Here is a 15,064-nt window from a genome sequence, read left to right as displayed (position 1 = left end):
GGCTGCGTAAAAATAGAACAAGCCGCATAGCGCGGCTTGTTTAACTTGCGTTAAAAACTAACTACTTCAGGTTTTCAATGAGCTTATTGGTACGCAGAACGGTCTCATGCAAGCTGTTTTCCAATACGGCATCGACCTTGTCGTTGTGACAGATTTCAATATCCGTCACCCAAGCGGTGACGAAGGGCTCTCCCCAAAATAGAGTATAACTTGGGCAGGGCTGATAACCATTATGCGACGCCCATAATGGCCAGATAAAATAATACGCCACAACCATCAAAATGGTTAACAGAAGTAATATTGCTAAAGTCCATATCAGCCAATTTAAAGCTAAATTGATATGGTCATTTTCTGGCCATAATGCTTTTATAGAGTTTAATGCACCATATATAAAAAGAACGACACTAAATATCCAGCCTAAAACTAAACAAGATATAACAGGTTCAAACAAAATCAGGGCTAGACCACTGGTTGGATAAGTAAAGTGTGTTGCAGTTATGTCAAACCCAGCAGCAAGCATAAACCACGTTAGTCCAACAACGACTAATGACATACCTGCTAGGCAGTACAAATAGAAAGAATCAACCTCCCCACGCATTCAATAGTATCTCCTATTAGAGTAAGGGTAACTAGCTAGCAAACGTCGTAAGCGCTCGGAAACAGCTATCTCGACAACTTTAATAATCGCCCTAGATGTAACGTAGTAAACTTCTTGGATACACTCATCAATCTTGTGTTTGATTAGTTGTTCTTTGCGCTTTAAGCGTTCCTCAAATTGATTCAGAACCTCTATTAACGCCTTTGTCACTCCTAGTTGACCATCTCCCCAAGCCAGCCAGAAACCCAGTAAAACGGCCACCAATATACCACCAACCAAAGCAACAACCGTTACAGTACCTGCCATAGCGGCCGCTATAATCCCTGCTAGTGAGGCAATAAGTATTTTCACAACATCAGTGGCTGTTGTGGCAAGCCAATTAGTCCACCTGTATTCATCCTGAAAAATCCAGTTAATCGTATTTAACGTAATTGAAAAGACAATAGATATCAGGAAACCTTGTTTCGCCCCAGCTTTTATGGCTTCATGCCCCACCCCAACGGTCATAAGCTTAGGGCTTTTAACCGGATAACGCGCGCTTGTAACTATACTTCGTAATTTATGATTGCCTTTAAAAACAACATATTCTTTACCATTTTTAGTTACAATACTGTATTTACCTAGAATATTTCCAGACTTTTTAAAATCATTCACTAACCTTATAAGTGAACTGGTATCTTTAACCGCTGAACCCAAGTTTGCACCAAACCAAGCCGCGCTCTCTATTGCAGAAAGTGCTGTCACTCTGGAAAAATAGTCTTTCACTTCTTCTATAGTTTTATTTCTACGTTTATGAAACTCAATCCACAGCCTGACAAACTCTTCTTTTGTCAGTGCATAAATATCGTGTTGCTCTTTGTTTAGATCTCTTCTGAGAGCAGCCTGATTACGGCCACGAGTGATACTTGGGTGTTGGTGGGGTTTTTGATGTAAAAATGGACCTGGCATTTTGCACTCCTTGCTAATGTAAAAGTTTAGACTCAATCCCAGAGTCTTTTCGGCAATGTTATCAACTTTGAAACATAAATTAAATATATGTCGCACTAGTAATTATAGCAGGCTCTGCAACCGTCTTTAAAATAGTTTTTATAAATAACAAGCCGCATAGCGCGGCTTGTTTTATTATCACTTGGCAAGTGCTTAACAGCTTAGCTCTTTTTTGTAGGTCGTTGCCAGCCATCTAAATTACGTTGCTTGCCCCGCGCTACCGCCAGCTGCTTATCGCCCACATTAGTGGTCACGACTGAGCCGGCACCCACTGTGGCAGTGGCGCCAATTTCTACCGGAGCCACCAGCGAGGAGTTAGAGCCAATAAAGGCATGATCGCCGATAATAGTTTGCGACTTATTAACGCCATCGTAATTACAGGTGATTGTGCCAGCGCCTATATTCACCTTTTCGCCTATCTGTGCATCGCCCAAGTAGGTCAGGTGATTGGCTTTTGAGCCTTTTCCTAGACGGGACTTTTTCATTTCCACAAAATTGCCGATATGAGAGTCTTCTTCCATAACAGCCCCGGGGCGTAGGCGTGCATATGGGCCTAAGGTACACTTCGCAGCGACACTGGCATCTTCAATCAAGGTATTAGCCTTAATCATCACACCATCACCAATTTTGCAGTCTTTTAATACGCAGTTCGGGCCGATAACAACATCGTCGCCGAGCTCTACCTGACCTTCAAAGATGACATTAACATCAATGTGTACATCCTGACCCGTGGTCACTGTGCCACGTACATCGATGCGGGCCGGGTCGGCTAGACTCGCACCGTTGATCATCAACTGCTCGGCTTGCCAGCCTTGATAGGCACGCTCTAACTGAGCGAGCTGTACGCGATTGTTAGCGCCTTCAACTTCCATAGGGTGCGATGGTTGGCTTGAACTGATTTCAACGCCTTCTGAGTGGGCCATAGCGACAATATCGGTAAGGTAGTATTCGCCTTGAGCATTACTGTTCGATAGATTGCCCAACCACTTTTTCAACAACCCGCCATGACAGGCCATGATACCGGTATTAATTTCGGTAATTTTCAGTTGCTCTTCATTGGCATCTTTTTGCTCGACAATGCCCACCAGTTTGCCATTATCGCGCAGCATACGCCCATAGCCATTAGGGTCGGCCAAATCCACGGTAAGCACCGCTAGGCCACGCTCAGGAGTGGCTTTTAATAACCCTTCTAAGGTTTCTTGCTTGGTCAGTGGCACGTCGCCATATAAAATCAGTACTCTATCGTCATCGCCAATATGTTCTTTGGCTACAGCGACAGCATGGCCCGTGCCTAGCTGCTGCTCTTGTAGCACCCAATTGACCTCATTATAACCGAGTTGTTGTTTAAGTAACTCGCCACCATGGCCATAAACTAGGTTGGTGCTGGTGGCCCCTAAGGCCTTAGCATTATCAATGACGTGTTGAACCATCGGCTTGCCGGCAACCGGATGCAGCACCTTAGGCAACTTAGAACGCATGCGTGTACCTTTACCCGCAGCTAAAATTACAGTCGTTAAATTCATTCTAATATCCTTTTTTCGCGACGTGACAGCGCACACTCAGCTCACGCTTTAAGTTGGCACATCCTGTGTCCACACACAGCTGGCTAAAAAGCAGCCAGCGATTTTCTGGTATGGCTATCGACAATACCGACTATTGTATCTGCAACAGTGTGAACATAGAAAGAACAGACATAAAAAAACCCGCGCTTAAAGCGCGGGTTTTTGCAAACCTATGAGGTTGGAAGCGTTTAGCTGTTACGCAATTGACGAATAACACGAAGCTGCGCAAGCGCCTCTTCGAGTTGGATCGCTGCTTTATGGTAATCAAGCTCGCCACTGCCAGCTTTATCCATTTGCTCTTGCGCTTCACGCTTAGCCTGCTCTGCCGCTTGTTCGTCAAGCTCTTCAGCTCGTACAGCGGTATCAGCAAGGACAGTTACATTATGAGGTTGTACCTCTAATGTACCGCCAGCAACATAGATGATTTCTTCACCACCTAGTTGCTTTACTAAACGGACCATTCCAGGTTTGAGGGCAGTTAGTAGCGGTGCGTGGCCAGGCATAATACCAAGCTCACCTTCACTACCTGTCACTTGAAGTGATTCTACGCGGCCAGAGAAAATCATCTCTTCAGCGCTTACAACATCAAGATGTACGGTCATAGCTGCCATACTCCCCTCCTAGTTACATGCTTTTCGCTTTTTCAACAGCTTCTTCGATTGAACCTACCATGTAGAACGCTTGCTCTGGTAGCTCATCGTATTCGCCGTCAAGAATGCCTTTAAAGCCTGCGATAGTGTCTTTCAATGAAACGTATTTACCTGGCGCACCTGTAAATACCTCAGCAACGAAGAACGGCTGAGATAGGAAACGCTGGATCTTACGTGCGCGTGATACTACTTGCTTATCTTCGTCAGACAGCTCGTCCATACCTAGGATGGCGATGATGTCTTTCAGCTCTTTATAGCGCTGTAGTACGGTTTGAACGCCACGCGCGATGTCGTAGTGCTCTTGACCGATAACAAGCGGGTCTAGCTGACGTGAAGATGAGTCAAGTGGGTCAACCGCTGGGTAGATACCTAGTGACGCGATGTCACGAGATAGTACAACTGTTGCATCCAAGTGCGCGAACGTCGTTGCTGGTGACGGGTCAGTCAAGTCATCCGCTGGTACGTATACCGCTTGGATTGAAGTGATTGAACCGGTTTTAGTTGACGCGATACGCTCCTGTAGTACACCCATCTCTTCAGCAAGTGTAGGCTGATAACCTACTGCTGATGGCATACGACCTAGTAGTGCTGATACTTCAGTACCGGCTAGGGTATAACGATAGATGTTATCTACGAAAAATAGTACGTCACGACCTTCGTCACGGAACTTCTCAGCCATAGTTAGACCAGTCAATGCAACACGTAGACGGTTACCTGGTGGCTCGTTCATCTGACCATATACTAGCGATACTTTATCGAGTACGTTTGAGTCGTTCATTTCGTGATAGAAGTCATTACCCTCACGCGTACGCTCACCAACACCAGCGAATACTGAGAAGCCGCTGTGCTCGATTGCGATGTTACGGATAAGCTCCATCATGTTTACGGTTTTACCTACACCGGCACCACCGAATAGACCAACTTTACCACCTTTAGCGAATGGACATACAAGGTCGATTACCTTGATACCAGTCTCTAAAAGTTCAACTGAGTTGCTCTGCTCTTCGTATGAAGGTGCAGCTCGGTGGATAGACATACGGTCTTCTTCACCGATTGGGCCAGCTTCATCAATTGGGTTACCCAATACGTCCATGATACGACCTAGGGTCTTAGTACCAACTGGAACCATGATTGGCTCGCCAGTATTCTCTACTGCTGTACTACGACGTAGACCGTCAGTAGTACCTAGTGCGATAGCACGTACCACACCGCCACCTAGCTGCTGTTGCACTTCTAGTGTCAAACCTGCTAGGTCGCCTTCTGTAATTTTTAGTGCGTCATATACGGCTGGCACGTTGTCTTGTGGAAACTCGATGTCCACAACGGCGCCGATAATTTGGACGACCTTACCTAAACTCATGTCAATTCCTCTCGTTAAACTTTGCCGAAGCGTTAAACCGCTGCCGAACCGCTCACAATCTCACTGATCTCTTGTGTGATTGCTGCTTGACGCGCTTTGTTGTACTGCAATTGCAACTGATCCATCAGGTCGCCGGCATTATCAGTTGCAGCTTTCATTGCAACCATACGGGCGGCCTGCTCAGAGGCAGCATTCTCAACCACACCTTGATAAACTTGTGACTCAATGAAACGCACCAACAGAGTTTCCAAAATGGCCTCTGGTGTTGGCTCGTACAAGTAGTCCCAAGCGTGGGCTGATACTTCTTCTTCAGCTTTTGGCAAAGGTAATAACTGATCGATTACTGGCTCTTGCTTCATGGTATTAACGAAATGGTTATATACCACGAACAAACGGTCAATTTTGCCTTCAGCGAACTCATCGAGCATCACTTTCACAGGACCAATTACGTCCTGAACTGAAGGGGCATCTCCAAGGCCTGCCTTTTTCGCGGCAAGCTGACCACCAAAGCTTTGGAAGAACCCAGCAGCTTTGCTGCCTAGGGTTGCGTAAGTAGCGTCAACGCCCTTTTCTTTCCAAGCCTTTACGTCTTGTGAGACTTTCTTGAACTCATTAGTGTTCAAGCCGCCACACAGACCACGGTCTGTAGAGATAACAATATAACCAACTCGCTTTACATCACGCTCTTCTAAATAAGCGTGACTAAAGTCAAGATTCGCTTGAGCAATACGACCGATCACTTTGCGTAAGTTCTCAGCGTATGGACGGCTAGAAGCAACACGCTCCTGTGCGCGCTTCATTTTTGAAGCGGCAACCATTTCCATTGCGCTGGTGATCTTCTGAGTATTTTTAATACTCCCGATCTTGCTTTTAATCTCTTTTCCGCTGGCCATGACTCTCTCTCCGAATCTCGGTGAGCGCAATGCACTCACCTTAGATAACTAAATTACCAAGTTTGCGTTGACTTGAACTTCTCAAGAAGTTCTTTCAACTGTGCTTCAATCTCGGCGTTGTAGTTACCAGTTTCATTGATTTGCGCCATTAGCTCTGCGTACTCGCTTTTAGCGAAGCCGATTAGGCTTGCTTCGAAGTCCATGATTTTGCTTACTTCGATGTCAGCAAGGAAGCCTTTTTCAGCAGCGAAAAGTGATAGAGACATTTCCGCAACAGACATTGGCGTGTACTGTTTCTGCTTCATTAGCTCGGTTACGCGCTCACCATGCTCAAGTTGAGCACGTGTTGCTTCGTCAAGGTCAGAAGCGAACTGCGAGAACGCCGCAAGTTCACGATACTGAGCAAGCGCTAGACGGATACCACCACCTAGTTTCTTAACGATCTTAGTTTGCGCAGCACCACCTACACGCGATACAGAAATACCGGCGTTAACCGCAGGACGAATACCTGAGTTAAACAAGTCAGTTTCCAAGAAGATCTGACCATCGGTGATTGAAATCACGTTGGTTGGTACGAAGGCAGAAACGTCACCACCTTGAGTTTCAATGATTGGCAATGCCGTCAATGAACCTGTTTGACCTTTCACTTCACCATTGGTGAACTTCTCAACGTAGTCAGCGTTTACACGTGCTGCACGCTCTAGAAGACGTGAGTGAAGGTAGAAAACGTCACCTGGGTATGCTTCACGGCCCGGTGGACGCTTAAGTAGAAGTGAAATCTGACGATACGCTACCGCTTGCTTAGACAGGTCATCGTATACGATAAGCGCGTCTTCACCACGGTCACGGAAGAATTCACCCATAGTACAACCAGCAAACGGTGCTAGGTACTGTAGGGCTGCAGATTCAGAAGCCGATGCTACAACAACAATCGTGTTTTCTAGGGCACCGTGCTCTTCTAATTTACGTACTACGTTAGCAATAGTCGATGCTTTTTGACCAACCGCTACGTACACACACTTAATGCCTGTGTCTTTTTGGTTGATGATAGCGTCGATTGCTAATGCAGTTTTACCAGTTTGACGGTCACCGATAACCAATTCACGCTGGCCGCGACCAACTGGAATCATGGCATCGATAGACTTATAACCAGTTTGAACTGGCTCATCTACTGATTGACGGTCGATTACACCTGGGGCGATTTTTTCGATTGGCTCGAAACCTTCGCTGTCCAGTGCACCTTTACCATCGATAGGCTGACCTAGGGTGTTTACTACACGACCTAGAAGACCATTACCGACTGGTACTTCAAGAATACGACCTGTTGATTTAACTTTTACGCCTTCTTTAAGGTCAGCGTAAGGACCCATTACTACTGCACCTACTGAGTCACGCTCAAGGTTCAATGCGATAGCATAACGGTTGCCAGGAAGCTCGATCATCTCACCTTGCATACAGTCAGCTAGACCGTGGATGCGGATGATACCGTCAGTAACAGATACGATAGTACCTTCGTTACGTGCTTCACTTACAACTTCAAACTGCTCAATGCGTTGCTTGATCAGCGCAGAAATTTCTGTGGAATTAAGTTGCATGCTCTTTTTCCCAATTACGATTGTAGTGTGGCCGCTAAGCGGTCAACTTGGCCGCGTATAGACCCGTCGATTACGGTGTCACCGGCACGAATTACCAACCCGCCAACGACGGAGGCATCAACACTACAATTCAGCTTAACTTTGCGTGCGAAACGTTGTTCGAGTGCCGCGCCTAGTTTCTCTTGCTGCGCTGCAGCAAGCTCCGTTGCAGAAATCACAGTGACTTCGATTTCTTTGTCGAACTCAGCCTTAAACTCGGCAAATAGTTCGGCAACGTCAGGCAGGGCGGCTAAACGTTCATTTTCGGCCATTAGCTTGATAAGATTTTGACCCTGTTCGTTGAGTTGGTCAGCACAAACCTTGATGATTACATCGGCTTGGTCAGACACAGACGGCAGGCTGCCAATGACTGCATTAACCTGCTCATCGCTGGCCACTTGGCCAGCGAAGTGCAGCATTTCATGCCATTGGGCAACCGCGTTTTTCTCAACGGCAAGCTCAAAAGCCGCTTTAGCGTATGGGCGAGCGATGGTAGTCAATTCAGACATGCTCATACCCTCCTAGTTACAGCTCTGCGACAAGTTTTTCAACGATGTCGCTGTGTGCGGCTTGGTCGATCTCGCGCTCAAGAATACGCTCAGCACCGACTACTGCTAGAGTAGCAACTTGCTTACGTAAATCTTCTTTCACGCGGTTACGCTCTGCTTCAATCTCAGAGTGACCTTGAGCTATGATGTTTTCACGCTCTTGCTGACCACGAGTTGTCTCTTCGTCAACAATAAGCGAGGCACGCTTTTTAGCTTGCTCGATGATTTCAGCAGCTTGAGCTTTCGCTTCTTTTAACTGTTCCGTGGCTTTTTGACGAGCCAGTTCCAAGTCTTTCTCAGCTTTATCAGAAGCAGCTAAACCATCTTCAATTTTCTTTTGGCGAGCTTCAATCGCACTATTTAGCGGTGGCCATACGTACTTCATACAGAACAGCACGAACACCGTAAATGCGATTAATTCACCGATAAGAGTGGCGTTAATATTCACGACCGCTCCTCCTTATTGACAGTTGTTCTAAGAGCTACTAGTGAATTAAAGTGCGAACAACATGTACATAGAGATACCAACACCGATCATAGCTACGGCATCGATAAGACCAGCAAGGATGAACATTTTAACCTGTAGTGAAGGTGCAAGCTCAGGCTGACGCGCACACGCTTCTAGGAATTTACCACCCATGTTACCGAAACCAACTGCAGTACCGATTGCACCGAAGCCGATAAGTAGAGCAACAGCGATATACTTAAGACCTAATACTAGTTCCATTTTTTTCTCCAAAGTTTTTAAAGTAAATTAAAAAATAAAAGTTAATAAATCAGTTTATTAGTGGTTGTCTGAGCTAGCCATGCTTAGATAAACAATGGTCAGCATCATAAATACGAATGCCTGTAGTACGATAACCAAGATATGGAATACCGCCCATACAAAGTGCAGTGGTAACTGCATTAAACCCACAGCGCCGATAAGGATGAAGATCATCTCACCTGCATACAGGTTACCGAACAAACGCAGTGCCAATGAAAACGGCTTAGCAATCAATGAAATTAGCTCTAACAGCAAGTTACATGGAATTAAGAACACCATTGCTAGTTTGTTCTTAGTGCTAAACGGGTGCAGCGTTAACTCAGCAAGGAAACCACCGATGCCTTTAATGCGAATTGAGTAACCAATCATTAGCAAGAATACGCCAATGGCAAGACCTGCAGTCATGTTCAAGTCAGTGGTTGGTACGATTTTCATGTATACGTCATGAGAGTCCATACCAAATGCTGTTTCGCCCACCCAGCCTGCAAATGCAGGAAGGAAATCAACCGGGATCAAATCCATAAGGTTCATTAGGAATACCCAAACGAAAATCGTTAAGGCAAGGGGGGCAATTAACTTACTTTTACCGTGGTAAGTGTCGCGTACGTTGTCACCAACAAACTCAACAATCATCTCAATGAAACATTGAAACTTACCAGGTACACCTGTGTGTGCTTTTTTAGCGGCGCCACGGAAGATCCATAAGAATATAAGACCTAATCCGATTGACCATGCGAGGGTATCTACATGCCATGTCCAGAAGCCACTGTCCGCACATGCTTTGTTGAACTCAATACCGGCATCGGTTGAGCACATCTTTGCATTGGTCAAGTGGTGCTGAATATGGCTCGATAGAGTCACTTCTTCTGCAGCCATGTTTTATCCCAAAAGTTAATGATTAAAAAAAATCGGTGCTATCCACTGTGTGGCAAATATCAGCACATAAGCGCTAAAAAAGGGTACTGGAAGCAATAAAAAATGTTTAAAAGCCAGTACGAACATACACACAGTGAGCAAAAACTTTAACGCCTTTCCTCGTTTCAACGAGCTTAGGACTTGTTCTGATTTGCTTGCGCCCATATATCTAAATGCATAAGCGGCAAATACAAAATTAGGGAGTACAACAGTCAAGCCTCCAAGCCATGCTGAGAGACCGGCTTCTACTCCCCAACCTACTAAAACTATTACTGCAGCGATTGTTGCTACGACACCCTGAAAAAGAACGCCCTTAAATGCGGCGCGGCGATACGGGCCTGCTAACCTTTGCGTCACTTTTTATTAACCTTAATAACGTTAAATTTTATTAGGGTGTGAAAACTGGCGAAATTATACTTGTTTTTGGCTGATTTGCAACTTGAGTCAGTGCGATTTGGGGGAATTTCACCCCCGCGAAACGGGGGTGAGAGCGCCTTAGCGACTAATCTTTAAACTGTGGGTCAATACGGTGAAGAATTCCGTCTAACTCTTCGAGATTTGTATAAGAAATCACCAACTTACCTTTACCTTTTTGGTTGTAGTTAATTTCTACCTTAGCGCCGAGATTATCTTCGAGCTTTTGCTCTAACTGTATGACATCTGGATCTTTTTCTTTCTTCTGCGGCTTTTCTACGGGCTCTAGAATAGAACGCACGAGTTTTTCGGTTTCACGCACGGTTAGCGCTTTAGCTACGGCGGTGCGTGCCGCTTCAGACTGCAACTCACCACTTAACGCTAATAAACACCGAGCATGACCCATTTCAATATCGCCATGCTCTAACATGATTTTAACATCATCGTTAAGGTTATTGAGCCGTAATAAGTTAGTGACAGTGGTGCGCGATTTGCCAACGGCATCAGCCACTTGCTGGTGCGTTAACTCAAATTCATCAATCAGTCGACCTAAAGCGATGGCTTCTTCCATAGCATTTAAATCTTCACGTTGAATGTTTTCAATCAACGCAATAGCAACTGCTGCTTCATCCGGAACTGCCTTGATAAGGCAAGGCACCACATCAAGTTTAGCTAACTGGGCGGCGCGCCAACGGCGTTCACCGGCGATGATTTCATAGCTGTCAGGTGCAACTTGGCGCACGACGATGGGCTGAATAATACCTTGTGCACGAATGGAGGAAGCAAGTTCTTCTAACGCTTCCTCTGACATATCTTTTCGCGGCTGATACTTTCCAGGGCGTAAAAATTCGATCGCTAACTTTTGCAACTCACCACTTTGCGCATTCGCTTGCGCTTGCGCTTGTGAGTGTTCTTCAACAGGTGCATCTGCGCTTGGCGCTGGGCCAGGAGCTGGCTTAGATGACGTCAGTAGGGCGTCTAGACCCCGTCCTAATCCACGTTTTTTAGCAGACATTGGTTGGCTTACCTCTACGTTTAGGCGACTGCAGGTGTTTGTTTTTCTTTTCTGCGCAGTATTTCACCGGCCAAGGCAAGGTAGGCTTTGGCGCCTGCAGAGGCTCGGTCATAATACATGGCCGGCGCACCAAAGCTAGGGGCTTCTGCGAGACGAACATTGCGCGGAATAACGGTTCGGTAGACCTTATCGCCAAAGTGCTGTTTCAATTGCTCAGAAACATCATTGGCAAGGCGGTTGCGCGGATCGTACATGGTTCGCAAGATGCCTTCAATCTGTAATTTAGGGTTCACTAACTGCGCCAATTGCTCGATGGTTCCCATCAGCGCTGTAATTCCCTCAAGAGCATAGTACTCACACTGCATGGGAACGAGTACCGAATCAGCGGCAGCCATTGCATTGACGGTCAGCATATTCAGTGAGGGTGGGCAATCGATGAAGATATAATCATATTGCTCTAGAATTTTCTCCAACGCGTTGCGCAGGCGCACTTCGCGTGCGAACAATTCCATAAGCTTAACTTCAGCGGCAGTCACATCGCCATTGGCAGCAATTAAATGATACTCACCCGAGGTTTGCTGGATGACAACGTCATCAAAAGGTTGCTCTTCAATGAGTAAGTCATAAATAGTGGCGACATCATCGTACTTATCAACGCCGCTACCCATGGTCGCATTGCCTTGAGGATCGAGATCGATAAGTAAAACTTTACGCTTGGTCGCAGCCATAGAGGCCGCCAAATTCACGGCTGTGGTGGTTTTACCCACGCCTCCTTTTTGGTTTGCAATTGCAATGACTTTAGCCACGGTGATCCTCTGCCAATTAAGCTTTTTTTAGAATTATAAGATGACGTTCGCCCTGAAGCTCTGGAACTGATAACTCAATGTCCTGGGTAAACGAAAATCCAGCAGGGAGGTTGGCAAGTTCCTGCTCAGGATATTGGCCTTTCAAAGCTATAAAACGTCCATCTTGATCAATTAAATGTGCGCACCAATGCAACATATCATCAATAGAGGCAAAGGCACGAGAAAGCACTCCATCTAATTTAACACTTGGCTGATAATCTTCAACTCGACTCTGTACGGCGGTTACATTTTTTAGGCCAAGCTCATGTTTTACTTGCTTAAGAAAAGTCACACGCTTGCCAAGGCTATCCAGTAGTACAAATTCGGTGTCGGGTAGGGCAATGGCTAACACCATACCCGGTAAACCTGGGCCGGTGCCAACATCAATGTAGTGTTTACCCTCTAAATGTTCAGCTACCACCAAACTATCCATAATATGCTTTACCAGCATCTCATTAGGGTCGCGAACAGACGTTAAATTGTATGCTTTGTTCCACTTGTTTAATAAAGCAACATAAGCGAGCAACTGATTAATTTGTTGCTCGCTTAGAGAGATATTGGCTGCGGCCAATAACTGCGTAAATTTTTTTTCTAACATGGATGTGTTATGTGGTTACGCTGACTTGCGTAACATGCCCTGCTTTTTCAGATACACCAATAATAGCGAAATCGCCGCTGGAGTAATACCAGAAATACGCGACGCTTGGCCAATGGTGTCCGGGCGAGCTTCGCTAAGCTTGGCAACAACCTCATTTGATAAGCCAGATACTTGACTGTAATCAAACTCCGCTGGCAAAATAGTTTGCTCATGGCGCAACTGCTTTGCGATCTCGTCTTGTTGACGAGCAATGTAACCAGCATACTTTGTTTGAATCGCTACCTGTTCAAGTGCTTGCTGGTTGTCTGACTCACTCGCTAAACCTTCGATAGCGGTAAGATCGCGATAATTGATCTCAGGGCGACGGATCAACTCTTCTAAACTGGCTTCACGGGTCATCGGTGATTTTAATAACGCGTTCACTGCGTCCTGTGCTGGGTGATCTTTATGGATCCAAGTGGAACGAATACGCTGTGTTTCTTGTTCCATCACTTCTAATTTTTCATTAAATGCAGCCCAACGCTGGTCATCGACCAAGCCCAGTTCTCGGCCTTTCTCGGTAAGGCGCAAGTCAGCATTATCTTCGCGAAGTAGCAATCGGTATTCAGCACGTGAAGTAAACATGCGATAGGGCTCTTTGGTACCTAGTGTGGCTAAGTCATCAATTAATACCCCTGTGTATGCTTCATCACGTCGTGGAGTCCAAGCTTCTTTGCCTTGCACTTGCAACGCGGCATTCATACCAGCAATAAGCCCTTGTGCTCCGGCTTCTTCATAGCCTGTGGTGCCGTTTATTTGCCCAGCAAAGAAAAGCCCTTGAATAAACTTCGTTTCTAATGACGGCTTAAGATCCCGAGGGTCGAAAAAGTCATACTCAATGGCATAACCAGGGCGACAGATGTGGGCTTGCTCAAATCCAGCGATGCTGTTGACTATTTGCATCTGCACGTCAAATGGCAAACTCGTGGAGATACCATTTGGGTATAGCTCATAAGAGGTTAACCCTTCTGGTTCAACAAAGATCTGGTGTTTATCTTTATCAGCAAAACGAACTATTTTATCTTCAATCGATGGGCAGTAACGCGGACCGATCCCCTCAATCACGCCTGAATACATAGGCGATCGGTGCAGATTTTCATTGATAATCTCGTGCGTTTTGTCGTTTGTGTAGGTGATATAACAGGGGATCTGCTGCGGATGATCTTCCACCTTACCCATAAACGAAAACACAGGTGTAGGCGTATCACCAGGTTGTGTTTGCATTTTGCTGAAGTCGACGGTGCGAGCATCAATTCGTGGAGGCGTGCCTGTTTTTAGACGATCAACGCGAAAAGGTAATTCACGTAAGCGCTGTGCTAACGCAATTGAAGGCGGATCCCCAGCGCGGCCACCTTTAAAGTTTTCTAAGCCAATATGGATTTGGCCACCTAAAAAGGTTCCTACGGTGAGTACCACGGATGGCGCACTGAACTTCAATCCCATCTGAGTGACAACACCTGTAACTTTATCACCCTCTACAATCAGATCATCACAGGATTGCTGGAAGATCTTTAAGTTTTCTTGGCGCTGCAGAATCGCTTGTATTTCCGCTTTGTACAACGCTCTATCAGCTTGGGCACGAGTTGCACGTACAGCAGGGCCCTTCGATGAGTTTAATGTTCGAAATTGGATCCCGCCTTTGTCGATCGCTTTTGCCATGGCACCGCCAAGGGCATCGATCTCTTTCACCAAATGGCCTTTGCCGATCCCACCGATTGCAGGGTTGCATGACATTTGCCCTAAGGTGTCCATATTATGCGTTAGCAATAGCGTATTCATGCCCATTCGTGCAGAGGCCAAAGCGGCTTCTGTACCAGCGTGACCGCCGCCAACGACAATGACATCAAAGTGCTCATGAAAAATCATTTAATGCTTCCTACAACCAGTGAAATATTAAGAGGAGGCGTATTCTACCTAGAAATTAGCTTAAGGGAAATGGTTAAATAATGTTCACTCAAGGTAAAGAGATCTTATATATAAAAGGATCTTTTAAAGAGATCTTTTATTGATCTTACTACTAGGATCCTACTTTTCTGTTGATAACCCTATAAAACGTATGATTAACAACAAATTAAGCGATCTAAGTTATTGTGAGTATGATCGGATCTAGTAGGGGAGAACATCTGATCAAAAGGCCCTTTTATACACAGGCAAGATTCGCTTCGATCTTATCAAGTGTATAATCATGGTTAAGATCGCAAGATACCAAGCTTTTATCCACATACCGATTTAAAAAACAA

At 45.7% G+C, this 15,064-nt stretch carries 16 protein-coding genes; all 16 read right to left on the bottom strand.

Annotated elements, in window-relative coordinates:
• Window positions 1–61 precede the first annotated feature (61 nt).
• The 16 genes from MHM94_RS15900 to mnmG all read right to left on the bottom strand — a co-directional run bounded on the left by MHM94_RS15900 (window position 62) and on the right by mnmG (window position 14,690).
• Window positions 62–598: a hypothetical protein gene (locus MHM94_RS15900; protein ID WP_235420037.1), complete on the bottom strand. Its 537-nt coding sequence runs from the start codon at window positions 596–598 to the stop codon at window positions 62–64.
• A complete protein-coding gene (locus MHM94_RS15895) occupies window positions 599–1,546 on the bottom strand; it encodes a hypothetical protein (RefSeq protein ID WP_235420038.1) in 948 nt (315 codons plus the stop codon). It abuts the gene before it with no gap.
• A gap of 200 nt (window positions 1,547–1,746) precedes the next feature.
• Window positions 1,747–3,108: a bifunctional UDP-N-acetylglucosamine diphosphorylase/glucosamine-1-phosphate N-acetyltransferase GlmU gene (gene glmU / locus MHM94_RS15890; RefSeq protein ID WP_235420039.1), complete on the bottom strand. Its 1,362-nt coding sequence runs from the start codon at window positions 3,106–3,108 to the stop codon at window positions 1,747–1,749.
• 227 nt (window positions 3,109–3,335) lie between these two features.
• Window positions 3,336–3,758: a F0F1 ATP synthase subunit epsilon gene (locus tag MHM94_RS15885; protein ID WP_022944891.1), complete on the bottom strand. Its 423-nt coding sequence runs from the start codon at window positions 3,756–3,758 to the stop codon at window positions 3,336–3,338.
• Between the two features lie 13 nt (window positions 3,759–3,771).
• Window positions 3,772–5,157, bottom strand: a complete 1,386-nt coding sequence (atpD, locus tag MHM94_RS15880) for a F0F1 ATP synthase subunit beta (RefSeq protein ID WP_022944890.1) — start codon at window positions 5,155–5,157, stop codon at window positions 3,772–3,774.
• 32 nt (window positions 5,158–5,189) lie between these two features.
• The gene (atpG, locus tag MHM94_RS15875) at window positions 5,190–6,050 is read right to left on the bottom strand and encodes a F0F1 ATP synthase subunit gamma (protein ID WP_022944889.1); all 861 of its coding nucleotides are present in this window, start codon (window positions 6,048–6,050) and stop codon (window positions 5,190–5,192) included.
• 53 nt (window positions 6,051–6,103) lie between these two features.
• Window positions 6,104–7,645, bottom strand: a complete 1,542-nt coding sequence (gene atpA / locus MHM94_RS15870) for a F0F1 ATP synthase subunit alpha (protein WP_022944888.1) — start codon at window positions 7,643–7,645, stop codon at window positions 6,104–6,106.
• 14 nt (window positions 7,646–7,659) lie between these two features.
• The gene (gene atpH / locus MHM94_RS15865; protein ID WP_022944887.1) at window positions 7,660–8,193 is read right to left on the bottom strand and encodes a F0F1 ATP synthase subunit delta; all 534 of its coding nucleotides are present in this window, start codon (window positions 8,191–8,193) and stop codon (window positions 7,660–7,662) included.
• A 16-nt stretch (window positions 8,194–8,209) separates the two neighbouring features.
• A complete protein-coding gene (gene atpF / locus MHM94_RS15860; protein ID WP_022944886.1) occupies window positions 8,210–8,680 on the bottom strand; it encodes a F0F1 ATP synthase subunit B in 471 nt (156 codons plus the stop codon).
• A 45-nt stretch (window positions 8,681–8,725) separates the two neighbouring features.
• Window positions 8,726–8,959 (bottom strand): F0F1 ATP synthase subunit C, encoded by a 234-nt coding sequence (gene atpE / locus MHM94_RS15855; protein WP_022944885.1) that lies wholly within the window; start codon window positions 8,957–8,959, stop codon window positions 8,726–8,728.
• A gap of 57 nt (window positions 8,960–9,016) precedes the next feature.
• A complete protein-coding gene (gene atpB, locus MHM94_RS15850; protein WP_022944884.1) occupies window positions 9,017–9,874 on the bottom strand; it encodes a F0F1 ATP synthase subunit A in 858 nt (285 codons plus the stop codon).
• Window positions 9,875–9,889: 15 nt separating this feature from the next.
• On the bottom strand, window positions 9,890–10,270 hold the full coding sequence (locus MHM94_RS15845; RefSeq protein WP_045979460.1) for an ATP synthase subunit I: 381 nt from the start codon (window positions 10,268–10,270) through the stop codon (window positions 9,890–9,892).
• A gap of 145 nt (window positions 10,271–10,415) precedes the next feature.
• The gene (locus MHM94_RS15840; RefSeq protein WP_235420040.1) at window positions 10,416–11,342 is read right to left on the bottom strand and encodes a ParB/RepB/Spo0J family partition protein; all 927 of its coding nucleotides are present in this window, start codon (window positions 11,340–11,342) and stop codon (window positions 10,416–10,418) included.
• 20 nt (window positions 11,343–11,362) lie between these two features.
• Window positions 11,363–12,148 (bottom strand): ParA family protein, encoded by a 786-nt coding sequence (locus MHM94_RS15835; RefSeq protein ID WP_022944881.1) that lies wholly within the window; start codon window positions 12,146–12,148, stop codon window positions 11,363–11,365.
• A gap of 16 nt (window positions 12,149–12,164) precedes the next feature.
• Window positions 12,165–12,785 carry a 16S rRNA (guanine(527)-N(7))-methyltransferase RsmG gene (gene rsmG, locus MHM94_RS15830; protein WP_130146647.1) on the bottom strand — a complete coding sequence of 207 codons (621 nt, stop codon included), beginning with the start codon at window positions 12,783–12,785 and terminating at the stop codon, window positions 12,165–12,167.
• Between the two features lie 15 nt (window positions 12,786–12,800).
• On the bottom strand, window positions 12,801–14,690 hold the full coding sequence (gene mnmG, locus MHM94_RS15825; RefSeq protein ID WP_045979463.1) for a tRNA uridine-5-carboxymethylaminomethyl(34) synthesis enzyme MnmG: 1,890 nt from the start codon (window positions 14,688–14,690) through the stop codon (window positions 12,801–12,803).
• Window positions 14,691–15,064 lie beyond the last annotated feature (374 nt).

It is taken from the genome of Pseudoalteromonas sp. CNAT2-18.1, assembly GCF_022347865.1.
GTDB classification, from domain to species: Bacteria; Pseudomonadota; Gammaproteobacteria; order Enterobacterales; family Alteromonadaceae; genus Pseudoalteromonas; species Pseudoalteromonas ruthenica.
The sequence above is the reverse complement of the archived record's forward strand: the minus strand, read 5'-3'. Positions and strand labels throughout refer to the sequence as shown.

Excerpts from the sequence above, each read along its gene's own strand:
- MHM94_RS15900 (WP_235420037.1), bottom strand. The coding sequence starts at position 598 with ATGCGTGGGGAGGTTGATTCTTTCTATTTGTACTGCCTAGCAGGTATG.
- MHM94_RS15895 (WP_235420038.1), bottom strand. The coding sequence starts at position 1,546 with ATGCCAGGTCCATTTTTACATCAAAAACCCCACCAACACCCAAGTATC.
- glmU (WP_235420039.1), bottom strand. The coding sequence starts at position 3,108 with ATGAATTTAACGACTGTAATTTTAGCTGCGGGTAAAGGTACACGCATG.
- MHM94_RS15885 (WP_022944891.1), bottom strand. The coding sequence starts at position 3,758 with ATGGCAGCTATGACCGTACATCTTGATGTTGTAAGCGCTGAAGAGATG.
- atpD (WP_022944890.1), bottom strand. The coding sequence starts at position 5,157 with ATGAGTTTAGGTAAGGTCGTCCAAATTATCGGCGCCGTTGTGGACATC.
- atpG (WP_022944889.1), bottom strand. The coding sequence starts at position 6,050 with ATGGCCAGCGGAAAAGAGATTAAAAGCAAGATCGGGAGTATTAAAAAT.
- atpA (WP_022944888.1), bottom strand. The coding sequence starts at position 7,645 with ATGCAACTTAATTCCACAGAAATTTCTGCGCTGATCAAGCAACGCATT.
- atpH (WP_022944887.1), bottom strand. The coding sequence starts at position 8,193 with ATGTCTGAATTGACTACCATCGCTCGCCCATACGCTAAAGCGGCTTTT.
- atpE (WP_022944885.1), bottom strand. The coding sequence starts at position 8,959 with ATGGAACTAGTATTAGGTCTTAAGTATATCGCTGTTGCTCTACTTATC.
- atpB (WP_022944884.1), bottom strand. The coding sequence starts at position 9,874 with ATGGCTGCAGAAGAAGTGACTCTATCGAGCCATATTCAGCACCACTTG.
- MHM94_RS15840 (WP_235420040.1), bottom strand. The coding sequence starts at position 11,342 with ATGTCTGCTAAAAAACGTGGATTAGGACGGGGTCTAGACGCCCTACTG.
- rsmG (WP_130146647.1), bottom strand. The coding sequence starts at position 12,785 with ATGTTAGAAAAAAAATTTACGCAGTTATTGGCCGCAGCCAATATCTCT.
- mnmG (WP_045979463.1), bottom strand. The coding sequence starts at position 14,690 with ATGATTTTTCATGAGCACTTTGATGTCATTGTCGTTGGCGGCGGTCAC.